7 protein-coding genes are annotated in these 20,345 nt (G+C 63.1%); 5 read left to right on the top strand and 2 right to left on the bottom strand.

Features of this window, described 5'->3' with window-relative positions; genetic code table 11:
- Positions 1-116: 116 nt before the first annotated feature.
- From A7K61_RS22400 to A7K61_RS22390, 3 genes are all read left to right on the top strand, one after another.
- On the top strand, positions 117-947 hold the full coding sequence (locus A7K61_RS22400; RefSeq protein ID WP_047711102.1) for an IclR family transcriptional regulator: 831 nt from the start codon (positions 117-119) through the stop codon (positions 945-947).
- An 80-nt stretch (positions 948-1,027) separates the two neighbouring features.
- Positions 1,028-2,383: an MATE family efflux transporter gene (locus tag A7K61_RS22395; protein ID WP_069558402.1), complete on the top strand. Its 1,356-nt coding sequence runs from the start codon at positions 1,028-1,030 to the stop codon at positions 2,381-2,383.
- 41 nt (positions 2,384-2,424) lie between these two features.
- The gene (locus A7K61_RS22390) at positions 2,425-3,597 is read left to right on the top strand and encodes an MFS transporter (protein ID WP_069558401.1); all 1,173 of its coding nucleotides are present in this window, start codon (positions 2,425-2,427) and stop codon (positions 3,595-3,597) included.
- Here A7K61_RS22390 and A7K61_RS22385 read toward each other — a convergent pair whose 3' ends face one another.
- The gene (locus A7K61_RS22385) at positions 3,598-3,963 is read right to left on the bottom strand and encodes a type II toxin-antitoxin system HicB family antitoxin (RefSeq protein WP_014718824.1); all 366 of its coding nucleotides are present in this window, start codon (positions 3,961-3,963) and stop codon (positions 3,598-3,600) included.
- Complete coding sequence (locus A7K61_RS22380; RefSeq protein ID WP_014718823.1) at positions 3,960-4,211, bottom strand: type II toxin-antitoxin system HicA family toxin; 252 nt, start codon at positions 4,209-4,211, stop codon at positions 3,960-3,962. The genes A7K61_RS22385 and A7K61_RS22380 overlap by 4 nt, the downstream gene beginning before the upstream one ends.
- Before the next feature lie 210 nt (positions 4,212-4,421).
- Between A7K61_RS22380 and A7K61_RS22375 the strand changes: the two genes are divergently transcribed.
- A complete protein-coding gene (locus A7K61_RS22375; protein WP_069558400.1) occupies positions 4,422-18,455 on the top strand; it encodes a non-ribosomal peptide synthase/polyketide synthase in 14,034 nt (4,677 codons plus the stop codon).
- A gap of 3 nt (positions 18,456-18,458) precedes the next feature.
- The coding region (locus A7K61_RS22370) for a condensation domain-containing protein (protein ID WP_139129540.1) at positions 18,459-20,345 on the top strand (1,887 nt) is incomplete at its 3' end.

The following is a 20,345-nucleotide window of genomic DNA, read 5'->3' as shown; positions in this document are numbered from 1 at the left end:
CCCTGTGGACGCAGATTAGGACGAAGACTAGGATGGGTGGAAGATAGAATTTCACTCAGCGGACTACTATTTTAAGATTTATTCATTGAGCAGAATTATTAGCGAGATTAGGTGTGATGAATTCTACTGAGCGGAATAACGACGGTAAGGATATCGGTGCGGGCAGCGTGTCCCGGCTGTTTGCCGTGCTGCGAGCGCTGGGGGAGGTACCGGAGGGTGGCGAGCGGGTTACCCAGCTCGCCCAACAGGTGGGCTTGTCCCAACCCACCACCCATCGCCTGCTGCGTAGCCTGATGGACGAAGGCATGGTTGAGCAGGATGCGCGCAGCAAACGCTATCGCCTGAGCCTGGAGTTCTTCGCGTTGGCGGCCAACGCAGGCAAGACCGGCAACCTGCGCGACCTGGTGCGCCCCAGCCTGTTGCGCCTGAGCGCGTCGCTGGGGGACTCGCTGTTTCTGCTGGCGCGCTCAGGCTTTGACGCCATTTGTCTGGACCGCAGCGAGGGCCCGTACCCGATCCGTACCTTCACCGGCGATATCGGTGGGCGCGTGGCCCTGGGCGTGGGGCAGGGCAGCCTGGCGATCCTGGCGTTTTTGCCGGAAGAAGAGCGCGAGACGGTGATCCGCTACAACCTGCCACGGCTCAAGGACTTCCACCTGTATGACGAAGTGCTGCTGCGCTCCGAAGTGGAGAGCGTGCGCAACCTGGGTTATGCGGCACGCAACACTGGTGTGCTGGAAGGCATGGCGGGGCTGGCGGTGCCCATCCTCAACCGCGACGGGTACGCGGTCGCGGCATTGAGCGTGGCGACCATCAGCGACCGCCTGGGGCCGAGCCGCTTGCCGATGGTGGTGGAGTTGCTCAAACGCGAGGCGGCGGCCATCGGGCCGCGCCTCAATCCGTTTGATCCGACGTTGCGCAGGCCTTCGCAGACCTTTGGGGGTTAACCCGAGCCTTCACAACAGCATATTGGATCCAGTTACGGTATAACCCTGAGACGCTTTCGTCATTCGAGGCCCCGTTTTTCATGCAAAACCCTTTGCAACGTCCGCTGTGGCAAATCTACCTGTTGTTCCTGGCACCGATGGTGCTGTCCAATTTCCTGCAAAGCTTTTCCGGTACCCTCAACGGCATTTACGTTGGGCAAATGCTTGGGACCCAGGCGTTGGCTGCGGTGTCGGGGATGTTTCCCATCGTGTTTTTCTTCATCGCTCTGGTGATCGGCCTGGGGGCGGGCGCCTCGGTACTGATCGGCCAGGCATGGGGCGCCCAGGAGACCGGGATGGTCAAGGCGATCACCGGTGCCACCCTGACCCTGGGCGCATTGGTGGGCCTGGCCGCCGCCGTGCTGGGCAGCCTGTTTGCGCGCCCGGCGTTGCAAGCGTTGGGCACCCCGGTGGACGTGCTCGACGACGCGGTGGGCTACGCCCAGATGATGATGTTGATCATGCCGTTGCTGCTGGTGTTCATCCTGTATACCCAACTGCTGCGCGGGGTCAGCGACACGATTTCGCCTTTGCTGGCATTGATGGTCTCCACCCTGGTGGGCTTGCTGCTGACGCCTGCGCTGATTCGTGGCTGGATCGGCCTGCCGCCCATGGGCATCCAGAGTGCGGTGTATGCCGGGCTGGTGGGTAACGCCTTGGCGATGCTGTTTTTGATCCTGCGCCTGCGGCACAAAAACCACGTGATGGCGCCAGACCGCGAGCTGCTTGCCGCCTTGCGCCTGGACCGCGTCATCCTCGGCAAAGTCCTGCGCATCGGCCTGCCGACGGGCTTGCAGATGGTGGTGCTATCGCTGTCGGAGCTGGTCATCCTGGCCCTCGTCAACGGCCACGGCTCCCAGGCCACGGCGGCCTATGGCGCGGTGACGCAGATCGTCAACTATGTGCAGTTCCCGGCGCTGTCGATTGCCATCACCGCCTCGATCCTCGGTGCCCAGGCGATTGGCGCCGGGCGCCTGGAGCGCATCGGGCCGATCCTGCGCACTGGGCTGGTGATCAACCTGTGCCTCACCGGTGGCTTGATCGTGCTCGGCTATGGGCTATCCCACTGGTTGCTGGGCCTGTTCATCACCGACGACAGCGCACGGGTGCGGGCCGAACACCTGCTGCACATCATGCTCTGGAGCATTCTGGTATTTGGCTTCCAGGCGGTGATCGGCGGCATCATGCGCGCCAGCGGCGTGGTGCTGATGCCGGTGGCGATCTCGATCTTCTGCGTGCTCGGCGTGGAACTGCCAATGGCCTATCTGTTCAACGCCCACTTCGGGTTGGAAGGGGTGTGGATGGCATTTCCGGTGACCTACCTGGCGATGCTGGTGTTGCAGATAGCCTATTACCGCTTGGTGTGGCGGCATAAGCAGATCAAGCGGTTGGTGTGATAAAAAGCTGCGCAACTTGAAGGAAAGAAGGCATTAACGTCATGGCGAACCCCTACGCCGAATTATTCCAGGCCCCCGGTGCCCGGGCCTTTGTGCTCGCGGGCATGCTGGCACGCATGCCGATATCCATGACTGGCATCGGCCTGATCACCATGCTGTCCCAGGTGCATGGCGGCTATGGCCTGGCCGGTTCGGTGGCGGCGGTGTTTGCCCTGGCCACGGCGATTTGCGCGCCGCAAGTGTCACGTTGGGTGGACCGCTACAGCCAGGGCAGGGTGCTGCCAATTGCCGCGCTGATCGGCGGCGGGGCGCTACTGATGTTGCTGCTGTGTACGCGGTTGCAGGCGCCGAATTGGACGCTGTTTCTGTTCGCCGCGCTGGCGGGCTGCATGCCCAATATGTCCGCTATGGTGCGGGCGCGCTGGACCGAGTTGTACCGTGGCCAGCCCAGGCTGCAAACCGCGTTTGCCCTGGAGTCGGTACTCGATGAGGTGTGCTTCATCATCGGCCCGCCCATATCGGTGGGGTTGAGCGTGGCGGTGTTTCCAGAAGCCGGGCCCTTGGTGGCGGCGCTGTTGCTGGCGGTGGGCGTCACCACCTTTGTGCTGCAACGGCAAACCGAGCCACCGGTACACGCGCATCAGGGCGCGCACGGTCGCTGGCTGATTGCTTCGCCGTCGGTATTGATCCTGATGATTCTGCTGCTGGCCATGGGCGTGATTGTCGGCGTGGTGGATGTGGTCAGCGTGGCCTTCGCCCAGCATCAGGGCCAGCCGGCGGCGGCGAGTATCGTGCTGTCGGTGTATGCCATTGGTTCGTGCCTGGCCGGGTTGGCCTTCGGTGCCCTCAAACTCAAGGCACCGTTGCCACGCCAGTTCCTGTACTGCGGCGTAGCCACGGCGTTGACCACCTTGCCCTTGCTGCTGGTGAGCAATATTCCCGGCTTGGCCGCTGCCATCTTTATCTCCGGACTGTTCTTCGCGCCCACCTTGATTGTGTCGATGGCCATGGTGGAGCAGATCGTCCCGGCCAGCCGCCTGACCGAAGGCATGACCTGGCTGATCACCGGCCTGAGCATCGGCGTGGCCATTGGCGCCGCCAGTTCGGGGTGGATGATCGACCATTTTGGTGCCACCAGCGGGTTCTGGGTGGCGCTGGCAGCGGGGGCGGTGGTAGCGGGCTCGGCGGTATTGGGTTACCGGCGGTTGGGCTAGTCAGCCAATCGTTGGGCATGGCTCTGGGTAATGATGCTGCAGAAACTCGTTCAGCGCCTGACGCGTAAGATCATTCAATGTCACTTTCTTACGGTTTGCCGCCAGGGCAGCGGCCAAATGCAAGTCATGCCCGACGCGTACGTTGAATGAACCTTTGCACGGTTTCTCCGGCGTGTGCCCCAGGCTCTGGCAGGTAGCGAGATAATCATCCACCGCGCCACGGAAGGCTGCGTCCAGTTCAGCCACAGTTTTGCCTTCATAGCTCACCAATGCCTTGATGAACAGGATTTTACCAAACAGGCAGTTGTCCTCGAGGCTGGCTTCGATGGAGCCGATGTAGCCTTTGTGTTTCAGTTGGTTGTTCACTGAATCAGTTCTCCTGATTTCAATTGTTCGATGATCTGGCGCCGAATGTAGTGTTTCAGTTCGTTGCCGGGGTGAGGCTTGTGCAGGGTGATCATTGCACTGGGGTCGCCCATGTCGAACTTGACCCGGCTTCCGGCCCCTTCAATCTGTGTGTATCCCAATCGGCGTAATAACGTGACGAGCTCAGACCAGGTAAATGCCATGTGCTCATTGAGCAGTTTGGCGAGCAGCTTTTCATTTTTGGACACGGCGTTCCCTGCGTGTAACTAAATGTAGTTGCAAAAAGTGGTGTTCGTCAATCCTAGCTCAGGTTCGCGTTGCTTCCCGGGGATTGATGTAACCCCTGATGACAGCTCCCTCGGCGCCACCCATCCCCCCGCTAATTTTTCCCCGCCCGGTTCGTTTTATAGGGACGACGTGCCTTTGTGCTTCCCGCCTATTGCCCCGGATTCCAAGAAATGAATGCTGAAGACTCCTTGAAACTTGCTCGCCGGTTTATCGGGCTGCCCCTGGAAAAACGCCAACTGTTCCTGCAAGCCTTGCAGAAAGAAGGCGTGGATTTTTCAAGGTTTCCGATTCCGGCAGGGGTGGAGGTGGAGGACCGCCAGGCGCTGTCCTACGCACAGCAGCGCATGTGGTTTCTATGGCAGTTAGACCCGGCCAGCGGCGCCTACAATTTGCCCGGCGCGGTGCGTTTAAGTGGCGTGTTGAGCCTGCCAGCGCTGGAGCAAGCGTTCGCCAGCCTGGTGGCGCGTCACGAAACCCTGCGCACAGTGTTCCAGCGTCAGGCCGATGAGCGGCTGGCGCAGGTGGCGGTGGAGCCGTCGGTGACCGTCGAGCACCTGGACTTCACCGCCTTGGCCTTTGATGCACGGGAGCAGGCCGTCAACGCCGCCGCCACCCGTCAATCGCTGTTGCCGTTCGACCTGGAACATGGGCCACTGCTGCGCGTGCAACTGCTCAAGCTTGCCGAGCAGGAGCACGTGTTGCTGCTGACCCTGCACCACATCGTCTCCGACGGTTGGTCGATGAATGTGCTGATCGACGAGTTCATCCGTTGCTATGACGCCCATGAGCGCAACGAAGCGCCCCAACTGCCGGCGCTGCCCATCCAATACAGCGACTACGCCCTGTGGCAGCGCCGCTGGCTGGAAGCGGGCGAGCAGGCGCGTCAGTTGGAGTACTGGCAGGCCCGCTTGGGTGACGAGCATCCGGTACTGGAACTGCCCACTGATCACACACGGCCTGCGATGCCCAGCTACCAAGGCACCCGGCATAACTTCGCGGTTGAGCCGGCGCTGGCCGCGCAACTGCGCAGTTGCGCGCAAAAACACAATGTCACTCTGTTCATGCTGCTGCTCGGTGCCTTCAATGTGCTGCTGCACCGCTATACCGGCCAGGGCGATATCCGCGTCGGTGTGCCGATTGCCAATCGCAATCGCACCGAAGTCGAGGGGCTGATCGGGTTCTTCGTCAACACCCAGGTGTTGCGCACCGAACTGAGCGGGCAAACCCGGGTTGCCGAGTTGCTGCAAGGGATCAAGGAGCACGCCCTGGGCGCCCAGGCTCATCAGGAGTTGCCCTTCGAACGTCTGGTGGAAGCGCTGAAAATCGAGCGCAGCCTGAGCCACACGCCGCTGTTCCAGGTGATGTATAACCATCAGCCGGTAGTCGCCGACATCGCCTCGGTCAGTACCGCATCGGGGCTGGAATTGGCCCTGGTGGAGTGGCAAGGCCGCACCACCCAGTTCGACCTGACCCTGGACACCTACGAAAAGTCCGGCACCCTGCATGCCGCGCTGACCTACGCCAATGACTTGTTCGATACGCCCACCATCGAGCGCATGGCCCGGCACTGGACCCGCCTGCTGCAGGCCATGGTGCTCGATGGCGAACAGCGCATCGGCGAATTGCCCATGCTCGATGCGGGTGAACAGCAACGGCTGGTTCACACCTGGAACCAGACCGCCGAGGCCTACCCGACCGAGCGCGGGGTTCATCACCTGATCGAAGACCAGGCGCGGCGCAGCCCCGATGCACCGGCACTGGTGTTCGGTACCACCACCTTGACCTACGCGCAGCTGGATGCACGCGCCAACCAGTTGGCCCATGCCTTGGGCGGGCAGGGCGTAGGGCCGGACGTGCTGGTGGGGATCTGCATCGAGCGCTCCATCGAAATGGTGGTTGGCCTGCTGGCGATTCTCAAGGCCGGTGGCGCCTACGTGCCCCTCGACCCTGAATATCCCCAGGAACGCCTGGCCTACATGATCGAAGACAGCGGCATACAACTGCTGCTCAGCCAGCAGAGCCTGCTGGCGTCGCTGCCCGTCGCCGGTATCCAGGTGATTGCTCTGGACCAGCCGGCGCTATGGCTCGACGGCTACAGCAGCGAGTCGCCGAACGTGGCCTTGCATGCCCTGAACCTGGCCTACGTGATCTACACCTCGGGCTCCACCGGCAAGCCCAAAGGCGCCGGCAACAGCCAGCGCGCCTTGGTCAACCGCTTGAGCTGGATGCAGCAGGCGTATGGCCTGGGTGCCAATGACGCCGTGTTGCAGAAAACCCCGTTCAGCTTCGACGTGTCGGTGTGGGAGTTCTTCTGGCCGCTGATGACCGGCGCACGCCTGGTGGTGGCGGCGCCTGGGGAGCACCGTGAACCGGCGCGCCTGATTGACACCATTGGCCGGCACGCCATCACCACCTTGCACTTTGTACCCTCGATGCTGCAGGCGTTCATCCATGAACCGGGCGTACAGGCGTGCGCAAGCCTTACGCGTATCGTCTGCAGCGGCGAAGCCTTGCCCCTGGATGCGCAACAGCAAGTGTTCGCCAAGTTGCCCGCTGCGGCGCTGTACAACCTCTATGGCCCGACCGAGGCGGCCATCGACGTCACGCACTGGACCTGCATCGACGAAGGCGCCGACAGCGTGCCCATCGGCCGCCCGATCGCCAACCTCGGCACCTACGTGCTGGACGCGCAACTCAACCCGGTGCCGGCTGGCGTCAGCGGCGAACTCTACCTGGGCGGCGTCGGCCTGGCGCGCAATTACCACCGGCGCCCGGCCCTGACCGCCGAACGTTTTGTGCCTAACCCGTTCGTGACGGGCGAGCGCCTGTATCGCACCGGTGACCGCGTGTGCCAACGTGCCGATGGGGTGATCGAATACCTCGGCCGTCTCGATCATCAGGTCAAGTTGCGCGGCTTGCGTATCGAGCTGGGCGAAATCGAAGCACGCTTGATGCAGCATCCACACGTGCGCGAAGCCGTGGTGCTGGTACATGGCGGCAAGCAGTTGGTCGCCTATCTGGTGCACGAAGGCGAGGCGCCAACAGATCTCAAGGCCTGGTTGCTCAGCAGCTTGCCGGAATACATGGTGCCAACCCACTTCATTACGCTGGCCAAGTTGCCGGTGACCGCCAACGGCAAGCTCGATCGCAAGGCGTTACCACTGCCGGATGCGGCGCAGCAGCAGGCATTTGTCGCCCCCCAAGGCGACCTGCAAACAGCCCTGGCTGCCATCTGGAGCGACGTGCTGGGCGTTGAGCAGGTCGGCCAGGACGATAACTTCTTCGAGCTGGGCGGCGATTCGATCATCTCCATCCAGGTGGTCAGCCGCGCCCGTCAGGCCGGCATTCGCCTGAGCCCGCGTGACCTGTTCCAGTACCAGAGCATCCGCAGCCTGGCGCTGGTGGCCAGCTTCGAGCAGGCCAGCCTGATCGACCAGGGCCCGGTCAGCGGCGAGGTCATGCTGACGCCCGTCCAACACAGTTTTTTCGAGCAGCCGATCCCGGCGCGGCATCACTGGAATCAATCCTTGTTGCTGGTGCCCGGCGAGGTGCTTGAGCCTGCACGCCTCGAGGCAGCGCTGGCGCGATTGACCCAGCATCACGACGCCTTGCGCCTGCGTTTTGTGCAGCAGGCTGACGGCTGGCAGCAGAGCCATACCGCCTATGTCAGCGAACCACTGTTGTGGCAATGCCAGGCCAGCACCGACGCCGAGTTGGCGGCGCTGTGTGATGAAGCCCAGCGCAGCCTCGACCTTGCCCAAGGCCCATTGCTGCGCGCCGCGTTGGTGAACATGGCCGATGGCAGCCAGCGTGTGCTGCTGGTGATCCACCACCTGGTGGTGGATGGCGTGTCGTGGCGCATCCTGCTTGAAGACCTGCAACAGGCCTACCGCGAACAGGCACTGCCGGCGAAAACCAGTGCCTACCAGCACTGGGCGCAACAGTTGCACAGCCATGCGCAGACCCTCGATGAGCAACTGCCGTACTGGCGAGCTCAGTCCATCGACGCCGAACTGCCGTGTGATCACCCCGAGGGCGGTTTGCAAAACCGCCTGGGCGCCAAGCTGGAAACGCGCCTCGACGCCGAGCACACCCGCCGACTGCTGCAAGACGCGCCGGCGGCCTACCGCACCCAGGTCAACGACTTGCTGTTGACCGCCCTGGCACGGGTGATCAGCCGTTGGAGCGAGCAACCTGCCGCGCTTATCCAATTGGAAGGTCATGGTCGGGAAGACCTGTTTGACGACATCGACCTGAGCCGCACCGTCGGCTGGTTCACCAGCCTGTACCCGGTGCGCCTGCACGCCGAAGGGGAACTGTCGGCGGCGATCAAGTCGGTGAAGGAGCAACTGCGCGCCGTACCGAACAAAGGCATTGGCTACGGCCTGTTACGTTACCTCGGCACGCCTGACACCCGCGAAGCGTTGTCGATCCTGGCCGCGCCGCGCATCACCTTCAACTACCTGGGCCAGTTTGATCGCCAGTTCAATGAGTCGGCGCTGTTAGTTCCTGCCACCCAGGGCAGTGGGCAGGCCCAGGACCTGGAAGCACCGCTGGCCAACTGGTTGACGGTGGAAGGGCAGGTGTATGGCGGTGAGCTGGCGTTGCAATGGGGCTTCAGTCGAGAGATGTTCGAGGCGGCAACTGTGCAGCGTCTGGCGGATGAATACGCAGCCGAACTCAAGGCGCTGATCGAGCATTGCTGTGCCACGCCGGCAGGCCAGGTGAGCCCGTCGGATTTCCCGCTGGCACGCCTCACCCAGCCGCAACTGGATGCCTTGCCCGTGGCCGGGCCGGCCATTGCCGACCTTTACCCGCTGTCGCCGATGCAGCAAGGCATGCTGTTCCACACCCTGTTGGAACCCGAGGCCCAGGCGTACATCAACCAGTTGCGCCTCGACATCGACGGCCTTGATTTGCTCGCTTTTGGGCGTGCCTGGCAGGCCGCACTGGATCGCCACGACATCCTGCGTAGCAGCTTCCATTGGCTGGGCCTGGACAGTGCTCATCAGCTGATCCAGCGCCAGGTCGACCTGCAATTGCAAGTGATCGAAGACCCCGACGCCGATTTCGACACCCTGGCCCAGGCCGAACGCGAACGTGGTTTTGCCCTGAATGCCGCACCGCTGTTTCGCCTGACGCTGGTGCGCGGTGCCGGTGCGGCCTGGCACTTTATCTTCACCAGCCACCACATCCTCATGGACGGCTGGAGTAACGCGCAGTTGCTCGGTGAAGTCATCGCCCACTATGCGGGGCAGGCAGTGCCGGCGCCGCTCGGGCAGTTCCGCGATTACCTCGCCTGGCTGCAACAACAATCCTCGGGCGAAGCGTTCTGGAAAACCGCCCTGGCGGCATTGCCGGCGCCGACCCTGCTGGCGCAAGCGCTGCGCACGCCGATAGACGGGGCGGGCATGGCGGACCACCACGTGGCACTGGAGAGCGACTTTACCCGCCGCCTCGGCGAGTTCGCACGCCAGCACAAAGTCACCCTCAATACCCTGCTGCAAGGGGCTTGGAGCCTGTTGCTGCAACGCTACACCGGCCAGGACTGCGTCGCTTTCGGTGCCACGGTGGCCGGGCGTTCCGCGCCGCTGCCGGGGATCGAGCAGCAATTGGGCCTGTTCATCAACACCTTGCCGATCATCAGCGCAGCCTCGCCAGCCCAGTCGGCCGCGACGTGGCTCAGCGAACTGCAAGCGCTCAACCTCAGCCTGCGCGACCATGAACATGTGCCGCTCTACGACATCCAGGGCTGGGCCGGCCAGCAAGGCGCGCTGTTCGACACCTTGCTGGTGTTCGAAAACTTCCCAGTCGCCGAGGCGCTCAAGCAAGGCGCACCGGCCGGCCTGACCTTCGGTCGCCTGCACAACCATGAGCGCACGCACTATCCATTAACCCTGGGCATCGAACTGGGCGCCAGCCTACGCCTGGAATTCAGCTATGACCGTGCCCAGTTCAGCGAGGCGCAAGTGGCGCAGCTGAGCGCCAACCTGCACCACCTGCTGGCGCAATTGCTCGCAGACGCTCACATGCCGCTGGGCAACCTGCGCCTTCTCGACGCTCCCACGCAACGGCAGATGCTCGCCCTGAGCCGCTCGGCCGCAGCGCCCCAGGCCAACGAACGCGTGCATCAGCGTATCGCTGCCCAGGCCGAGGCGACGCCAGACGCCCTGGCTGTTCAGGCCGGTGACGCCAGCTTGAGCTACGCCCAGTTGAACCAGCGCGCCAACCGCCTGGCCCATCGCCTGTTGGCGCTGGGTGTCGGCCCCGGCCAACGGGTGGGCCTGGCTTCGCGGCGTGGCCCGCAGTTGATCGTCAGCCTGCTGGCAGTGCTCAAAAGCGGGGCGGCCTACGTACCGCTGGACCCTAAATACCCGGTTGAGCGTTTGGCCTATATGCTCGCCGACAGCCGCCTGGACCTGCTGCTCAGCGAAACCGGCTTGCTCGCCGACCTGCCTTTACCCCAAGGCCTGACCCACGTGGATTTCAGCGCCAGTGGCGACGAACTCACCGGCTACCCGACGACCAATCCGCCTAATCACGCGGCGGCGGCTGACCTGGCCTATGTGATCTACACCTCCGGCTCCACCGGCCAGCCCAAGGGCGTGGCCATCGACCATGCCGCCCTCGGCCAGTTCTGCGACAGTGCCACGCTGTACAGCCGACTGAGCGCCGAGGACCGCGTGTTGCAGTTTGCGACCTTCAGTTTTGATGGCTTTGTCGAACAGTGCTTCCCGCCCTTGTGTGCAGGTGCCGCGCTGATCATGCGCGGCGATGAACTCTGGGATGCCGGGCAACTGGCGCAAGAAATCGTCAAGCAGGGCGTGACCCTGGCCGATTTGCCCGCCGCCTATTGGTACCTGTTGGCGCAGGAATGCGCCGAGCACCGTCGCTCCCTGGGAAAGCTGCGCCAGGTGCATGTGGGCGGTGAAGCCATGTCGGTGGAAGGAATACGTGCCTGGCATGCCGCGGGCTTGGGCAATGTGCGCCTGGTCAACACCTACGGGCCCACCGAAGCCACGGTGGTCTCCAGCGTGCATGACTGCCAATTGGCCGATGCCACCGACGCCTACGGCGTGCCGATTGGGCAGGCGATTGCCGGGCGCGGCCTGTATGTGCTCGACAGCGGTTTTGAACTGTTGGCCACCGATGGTGTGGGCGAGCTGTGCATTGGTGCCGAGGTGGGCTTGGCGCAACGCTACTTCGACCGTCCGGCGCTGACCGCCGAACGCTTCTTGCCGGACCCGTTTTCCGCCACGCCCGGTGCGCGGCTTTATCGCAGTGGCGACCTGGCCCGTTACAACCCGGCGGGTGCGCTGGAGTACGTCGGGCGTATCGACCATCAAGTGAAGATTCGTGGTCTGCGTATCGAAATGGGCGAAATCGAAGCCAGCCTGCAAGCCTTGCCCAACGTGCGAGAAGCCGCGGTGCTTGCGCAGCCTAGCGCCACCGGCGCGCAGTTGGTGGCGTACGTGGTGCCCGCCGAAGGCCAAGCGCTGGAGCCCCAGGCACTGGCGACACGCTTGCGCCAGACATTGCCGGACTACATGGTGCCCGGCCATTGGGTGGTCCTCGATGCCTTGCCGTTGAACCACAACGGCAAGCTCGACCGCCGCGCACTGCCCACCCCCGACCTGAATCAGGCCAGCGCCGCCTACGTGGCACCGCAAAGTCCATTGCAAATCCAGTTGGCGGCGATCTGGCAAGCAGTGTTGCAGGTCGAGCAGGTTGGCCTGGAAGATCACTTCTTCGAACGCGGCGGCCATTCCTTGCTAGCCACCCAAGTCATCTCCCGGGTGCGCCATGACCTCAAGCTGGAAGTGCCGTTGCGGGCCCTGTTCGAACAGCCGACGCTGGCAGCCTTTGCTGCGGCTTGCGCAGGCGTGCAGGTCGATACGGCGCCCGTGATCCAGGCAGTTGGCCGTGACCAGCCGCTGGCGTTGTCCTTTGCTCAGGAACGGCAGTGGTTTCTTTGGCAATTGGACCCCACCAGCGCGGCCTATCATGTCCCCACCGCCTTGCACCTGCGCGGTGGACTCGACATCGCGGCGCTGGAGCGCGCCGTCGAGGCCCTGGTGCAGCGCCATGAACCGCTGCGCACCACCTTTGTGGAGTCGGGCGAGCACACTGTGCAAATCATCCACCCAAGCCTGGCAGTGCCGGTTGAACAACAAAAGGTCGACGCCGGCGCTATCGAGCAGGCAGTCACTGAAGAGATCCAGCGCCCGTTCGACCTGCGCAACGGCCCGCTGATGCGCGTCAAGTTGCTGATCGTCGCGCCTGATCACCACGTGCTGGTCATCACCCAGCACCACATCATCTCTGACGGCTGGTCGATGCAAGTGATGATCGACGAGTGGGCGGCGCTGTACCAAGGCGACGCAGGCTTGCCGGCCTTGCCGATCCAGTACGCCGACTATGCCCAGTGGCAGCGCGACTGGATGGCGGCAGGGGAAAAACAACGCCAGCTCGATTACTGGTGCGCTCGTTTGGGTCACGAACATTCGCTGCTGGACCTGCCCCTCGACCATCCGCGCCCCGCAGTGCAGAGCCATCGTGGCGCGCGCCGTCAGATTCATGTGGAGCGTGCGCTGCTGACTGAACTCAAGGCCCTGGCCCAGCGTCAGGACGTGACGCTGTTCATGCTGTTGCTGGCTTCATTCCAGACCTTGCTGCACCGCTACAGCGGCCAGTCACAGCTACGTGTCGGCGTACCGGTCGCCAACCGTAATCGCTTCGAAACCGAGCGACTGCTGGGCTTTTTCGTCAACACCCAGGTGCTGCAAGCTGACGTGCACGGGCAGATGCCGTTCGAACAGTTGCTGGCCCAGGTCAAGCTGCGTGCCCTGGAGGCGCAGGCCCATCAGGACCTGCCGTTCGAGCAGCTCGTGCAAGTGTTGCAGCCCGAGCGCAGCCTGAGCCATAACCCGCTGTTCCAAGTAATGTTCAACCACCAGGACAGCCTGCGTTCAGCCCCGGTGCAATTGCCCGGCCTGGCTTTGCAGCCAGTGGATTGGGCCGGTCACAGCACGCAGTTCGACCTGAACCTGGAAACCGAGGAATCGGTGGACGGTCTCTGGGCCTCGCTGACTTACGCCACGGATCTGTTTGACGCGGCGACCGCGGAACGCCTGGCCGAGCATTGGCAAAACCTGCTGCGTGCGGTCCTGCAGGATGCCTCGGTGGCCTTGGACGACCTGGCGATGCTCAGCCCGTCGCAATCGCAGCAAATGGTGCACGACTGGAACCGCAGCGACACCGACTACCCACGCGAACGCTGCGTACACCAGTTGTTTGAGGCCCAGGCCGCGGCGCAACCCGACGCCATTGCGCTGCACTTCAATGACGAGCGCCTGAGCTACGGCGAACTCAACCGCCGCGCCAATCGGCTGGCCCATCGTCTGATCGACATGGGCGTCGGCCCGGACGTGCTGGTGGCGGTGCACGTGGAGCGTTCCTTGGACATGGCGGTCGGCTTGCTCGCGACCCTCAAGGCCGGTGGCGCTTATGTGCCGCTCGACCCGCAGTTTCCGGCAGAGCGCCTGGCCTACATGCTTGAAGACAGCGGCGCCCGGGTATTGCTGACGCAACCGCACCTGCTGGGGCACCTGGCTCAGCCGCACGGCGTGCAGGTGCTGATGGTGGCGGAGGCCGGCACAGCGCAGCACAACCCTCAGGTTGCCGTGACACCGGAGCATCTGGCCTACGTGATTTACACCTCTGGCTCCACCGGCAAGCCCAAAGGGGTGATGGTGCGCCACAAGGCGCTGTGCAGCTTTACCAGCGGCATGGCCGACACGTTGAGTATTGGCCAAGACACGCGGCTGTTGTCGCTGACCACCTTCTCGTTCGACATCTTCGCCCTGGAGCTGTATGTGCCGCTGAGTGTCGGCGGCACCGTGTTGCTGAGCGCCCAGGCAATGGCCCTCGACCCGGACGCGATCCTCGATCTGGCCCAGCGCCAGGCGGCGAATGTGCTGCAAGCCACGCCCTCGACCTGGCGCATGTTGCTCGACAGCCCACGGGCTCATTCACTGCGTGGCATCGCCTGCCTGTGCGGTGGCGAAGCGCTGCCCGTCGATTTGGCCCAGCGCATGCTCGACCTGCAAGGCCCGCTGTGGAACCTCTATGGCCCGACGGAAACCACCATCTGGTCGGCGGCTCATCGTTTGCATCAGGCATTGCCGTTCGTTGGACGGCCCATCGCCAATACCGGCTTGTTCATCGTCAATGCCGGTCTCACGCCATGCCCCCAAGGTGTGTCCGGTGAGCTGCTGATCGGCGGTGTGGGCCTGGCGCGGGGTTACCACGGGCAGCCGGCGCTGACCGCCGAGCGCTTCGTGCCCAACCCGTTTGGGGCACCGGGCGAACGGCTGTACCGTACCGGCGACCTGGCACGCTATCGCGCCGACGGCGTGGTGGAATACATCGGCCGTGTCGACCATCAGGTCAAGGTCCGGGGTTTCCGTATCGAACTGGGTGAAATCGAAGCCTGCTTGCGTGAGTTCGACGGCGTACGCGAAGCCGTGGTGCTGGCCGATAACGACCGGCTGATCGCTTACCTGGTCAGCGCCGCGCCGCAGGCGTCGCAGGTCTATAAAACCGCGCTGCGCGAGCGCTTGCCGGACTACATGGTGCCCGCGCAGTGGCTGTTCCTCGACAGCCTGCCGCTGACCCCCAACGGCAAGCTCGACCGCAAGGCACTGCCCAAACCGGATGCCAGCCTGTCGCTCAAGGATCATGTGGCGCCCGTCACCCCGCGTGAGCAGCAGGTGGCGGCGATCTGGGCCGAGGTACTGGAATTACCCCAGGTGGGCCTCGACGATCATTTCTTCGAGTTGGGCGGGCATTCATTGCTGGCCACGCGGGTGGTGTCACGGGTGCGTCAGGCCCTGGGGCTGGAAGTCCCACTCAAGTCCTTGTTCGAACAGCCGCTGCTGGGTGATTTCGTGCGGGCCTTGGGCGAGGAGGGCGTCACCGCGCCTGCGCTGATCAAGGCCGACCGCACGCAACCTCTACCGCTGTCTTATGCCCAGGAGCGCCAGTGGTTCCTCTGGCAACTGGACCCGGCCGGCGCCGCGTATCACATCCCCAGCGCCTTGCGTTTGCAGGGGCCGTTGGACCTGACCGCGCTGCAAGAGAGCTTCGATAGCTTGATGGCTCGCCATGAAAGCCTGCGCACGTATTTCCGTCAGGACGCCACCGGCGCGGTTCAAGTCATTGACGCCCAGAGCCGGGTCGATATCGAGCAGGTCGACAGCGATTATGCCGGCCTCAAGGCGCGGGTCGCGCAGGTGGTCGCCCAGCCTTTCGACCTGCTACGTGGACCGCTGCTGCGGGTTACCTTGCTGCGCCTGGCCGAGGACGACCATGTGCTGGTGCTGGTGCAGCATCACATCGTCTCTGACGGCTGGTCGATGCAGTTGATGGTCGAGGAACTGGTGCAGGCGTATGCCGCTAACAGCCAAGGCCAGGACGTGCAATTGCCGGCGCTGCCGATCCAGTACGCCGATTATGCCGTGTGGCAGCGCGATTGGATGGAGGCCGCAGAGCAGGCGCGTCAATTGGCCTACTGGCGTAAGCAATTGAGCGGCGAGCAACCGGTGCTGGAGTTGCCGTTCGACCACCCGCGCCCAGCACAGCCAAGCCATCGCGGCGCACGCTTGGGTATCGAGTTGCATCCTGAGTTGTTGGGCAGATTGCGCGCATTGGCGCAGCACGCTGGCGTCACACTGCCGATGCTGCTGCTGGCGTCTTACCAGGCGTTGCTGCATCGCTACAGCGGCCAGGAGGATGTGCGCGTGGGCATGCCGATTGCCAACCGCAATCGCCTGGAAACCGAGGGGTTGATTGGCTTCTTCGTCAACACCCAAGTGCTCAAGGCCGATATTCACGGGCAAATGAGCACCGAGCAATTGCTGCATCAAGTGCGTCAGCGTTCCCTGGAGGCCCAGGCTCACCAGGACCTGCCGTTCGAACAGCTTGTGCAGGCATTGCAGCCGGAGCGCAGCCTGAGCCTGAGCCCGTTGTTCCAAGTGTTGTTCAATCACCGTGTGAGCGCTGCCGGCAGTCATCTGCAGGGCCTGGCCGACCTGTACGTCGAAGTTTTGGATCTGGACGAGGGCGTGGCCCAGTTCGACCTGGCGCTGGATGTGGAAGAAAGCCAGACGGCCCTGCGTGCCTCCCTGAGTTATGCCACCGACCTGTTCGCCGTGGCGACCATCGAACGCATGGCCGGGCACTGGCAGAACCTGTTGCGGGCAATGGTGGTCGACCCACAGCAGCCTATCAGCCAATTGAGCCTGCTGGGCGAGGACGAGCAACAGCAGATTCTTGAGCTGTGGAACCAGACCGACGCCGGTTTTTCAGCCGAGCGCCTGGTGCACGAATTGGTCGGTGATCGCGCCCGGGAAACCCCGGACGCGGTGGCGGTGAAATTCGATGCTCAAACCCTGAGTTACGGCGAGCTGGATCGCCAGGCCAACTGCCTGGCCCATGCCTTGATCGCTCGTGGTGTTGGCCCGGAAGTGCGGGTGGCTATTGCCATGCCGCGCAGTGCCGAGAGCATGGTAGCGTTCCTGGCGGTGATGAAAGCCGGTGGCGTGTATGTGCCGCTGGATATCGAATACCCACGTGATCGCCTGCTGTACATGATGCAAGACAGCCGTGCGCAACTGCTGCTGACTCACAGCCGGGCGTTGCAGCAACTGCCGGTCCCAGAGGGCCTGGATACCCTGGCGATTGATCGCACCGAAGAATGGGCCGGTTACAGCGATACGGCCCCGGATGTGGTGCTGGACGGCGACAACCTCGCCTACGTGATTTACACCTCCGGTTCCACCGGTTTGCCCAAGGGCGTGGCGGTGTCACATGGGCCGTTGGTGGCGCATATCATTGCCACCGGTGAACGCTATGAAACCTCCCCGGCCGATTGCGAATTGCACTTCATGTCATTTGCTTTCGACGGCTCCCACGAAGGCTGGATGCACCCGCTGATCAACGGCGCCAGCGTGTTGATCCGTGACGACAGCCTGTGGTTGCCGGAATACACCTACGAGCAGATGCATCGCCACAACGTGACCATGGCCGTGTTCCCACCGGTGTACCTGCAACAGTTGGCCGAACATGCCGAGCGCGACGGCAACCCACCGGCGGTGCGGGTGTATTGCTTTGGCGGTGATGCCGTTGCTCAAGCCAGCTATGACCTGGCGTGGCGCGCGCTGAAACCTAAATACCTGTTCAACGGCTACGGCCCGACCGAAACCGTGGTTACGCCGCTGCTGTGGAAGGCACGCAAGGGCGACACCTGTGGCGCCGTCTACGCGCCCATCGGTACCTTACTGGGCAACCGCAGCGGTTATGTATTGGACGCGCAACTAAACCTGCAACCCATCGGCGTGGCCGGCGAGTTGTACCTGGGCGGCGAGGGCGTGGCGCGGGGTTATCTGGAGCGCCCGGCACTGACTGCCGAGCGTTTCGTGCCAGACCCGTTCGGCAAGCCCGGCAGCCGCGTGTATCGCAGTGGCGACCTGACCCGTGGGCGCCCGGATGGCGTAGTGGATTACCTGGGGCGTGTCGACCATCAGGTGAAGATCCGAGGCTTCCGTATCGAACTGGGCGAGATCGAAGCGCGCTTGCGTGAGCAAGCCAGTGTCGGTGAAACCGTGGTGGTGGCCCAGGAGGGGCCGACCGGTAAACAACTGGTGGCCTATGTGGTACCGGCCGACGCCAGCCTGGCCGACCAGGTTGAGTTCCGTGACGCCCTGCGTCGCGCCCTGAAAGCCGACCTGCCGGACTACATGGTGCCCAGCCACTTCGTATTCCTGGCGCAGATGCCGCTGACCCCCAACGGCAAGCTCGACCGCAAGGGCCTGCCGCTGCCGGATGCGAGCCAGATGCAGCAGCAGTACCTGGCCCCGCAAACCGAGCTTGAGCAGCAAATCGCCACGATCTGGGCCGACATCCTGCACCTGCCGCAAGTGGGCCTGAACGACAACTTCTTTGATGTCGGTGGCCACTCCTTGCTGGCGATCCAGATTACCTCGCGGGTGCAGGCCGAGCTCGGCCTGGACGTACCGTTGATGGAACTGTTCCAGACCGAATCGCTGCGCGCCTACGTGCAGGCCGCAGCCACTTTCCGCGCCGGCAGCGTGGAAGATTTTGATGACCTTCGTGACTTTTTGAGCGAACTAGAGGCGATTTGAACCATGCTTTCCAACCCTAATATCGACCTGGTGTCGCGCTTTCTTCGCTTGCCTCTGGAGCAGCGCCAGCAGTTTTACCAGCGCTTGCAAAGCCGGGGCATGAGTTTCGCTCAACTGCCGATCGCCTCGATTCGCGAAGACGGCCAACACCTGCCGCTGTCCTACGCCCAGGAGCGTCAGTGGTTTCTCTGGCAGTTGGACCCCGACAGCGCCGCCTATCACGTACCCGCTGCGCTGCGTCTGAGCGGCCACTTGGACAAGACAGCCCTGCAACGCTGCTTTGACAGTTTGGTCGCACGCCATGAAAGTTTGCGTACTCGCCTTCACCTGAGTGATGAACAACGCTCTCAGGAGGTACTGCACCATGCAGTTGTCGACATCGCTGAAAGCGAAATTGACGAAGCCCAGCTCAAGGCCTGCGTCGAAGCGCAGATCGCCCGCCCGTTTGACCTGCAGCAAGGTCCGTTGCTGCGGGTCAGCCTGCTTTGCCTCGGTGAAGGTGAACATGTACTGGTGATGGTGCAGCACCATATCGTCTCTGACGGCTGGTCCATGGGCGTGATGGTGCGGGAGTTGATGCAGCTTTACGCTGCCTACAGCCAGGGTCAGGACTGCGTGCTGGCGCCGCTGCCGATTCAATACGCGGACTATGCGCTGTGGCAACGTCGTTGGATGGAGGCAGGGGAGAAGGCGCGTCAATTGAAGTACTGGTGTGAGCTGCTCAGCGGGGCACAGTCCGTACTGGAGCTGCCGTTCGATAACACGCGCCCGGCCCAGCAGAGTTTTCGCGGTGCACGCCAAGACATAGCGCTGGAGCCGTCGCTGGTTGCCGGCCTGAAGGCCTTGGCTCAGCGCGAGGGCGTGACCCTGTTCATGTTGTTGCTCGCCTCGTTCCAGGTATTTCTTTACCGCTACAGCGGCCAACAGGACATCCGCGTCGGCGTGCCGATTGCTAACCGTAACCGCGTCGAGACCGAGTCTCTGATTGGCTTTTTCGTCAATACTCAGGTGCTCAAGGCCGATCTCGACGGCCAGATGTCCTTCGCACAGCTGCTGCAGCACACTAAGCAACGCGCGCTGCAAGCCCAGGCCCATCAGGACTTGCCCTTCGAACAGTTGGTAGAAGCGCTGCAGCCCGAGCGCAGCCTGAGCCATAATCCGCTGTTCCAGGTGATGTTCAACCATCAGGCCAAGGCCCATGCAAGCGCTCAGCAACTGCCGGGGCTGCGTATTGCCAATCTAGAGTGGGACACCCAGAGCGCCCAGTTCGACCTGAGCCTGGACACCCAAGAAACCGATGATGGCCTGTGGGCTTCCCTCACTTATGCCACTGATCTGTTCAGTGCTGTCACTGCTTCGCGCATGATCGGGCATTGGCTGAGCTTGCTGCGTTCGGCAGTTGCCGATCCGACGTTGGCTTTGCAGGATTTGTCGATGCTGGCTGCCTCGGAGCGCCAACAACGGGTCTGTGAGTGGAATGCCACCGAGCGTGCTTACCCGCAAGGTCAATGGGTGCATCAATTGATTGAAGCCCGGGTGCTGGCACAACCGGATGCGCCAGCCCTGATCTTTGCCGGGCAGCTCTTGAGCTACGCCGAACTGAATCGCCGCGCCAACCGCCTGGCTCATCGCCTGATCGAAGCCGGCGTGGGCCCGGACGTGCTGGTCGGGTTGGCGGTGGAGCGCTCCATCGAAATGGTTGTTGGCCTGTTGGCCGTGCTCAAGGCCGGTGGCGCTTACGTGCCGCTGGACCCTGAATACCCGCCTGAGCGCCTGGCCTACATGCTCGAAGACAGTGGCGTGAAGCTGCTGCTGACCCAGGCGCACCTGCCGTTGCCGGTGCCCCAGGGCCTGGAAACCCTGGTGTTGGGTGAGTCAACTTTCGAAGGG

It is taken from the genome of Pseudomonas sp. AP42, from assembly GCF_001728935.1.
Lineage (GTDB): Bacteria > Pseudomonadota > Gammaproteobacteria > Pseudomonadales > Pseudomonadaceae > Aquipseudomonas > Aquipseudomonas lactis.
Note: the sequence above shows the minus strand (reverse complement) of the source record. Positions and strands in the feature narration are given on the sequence as shown.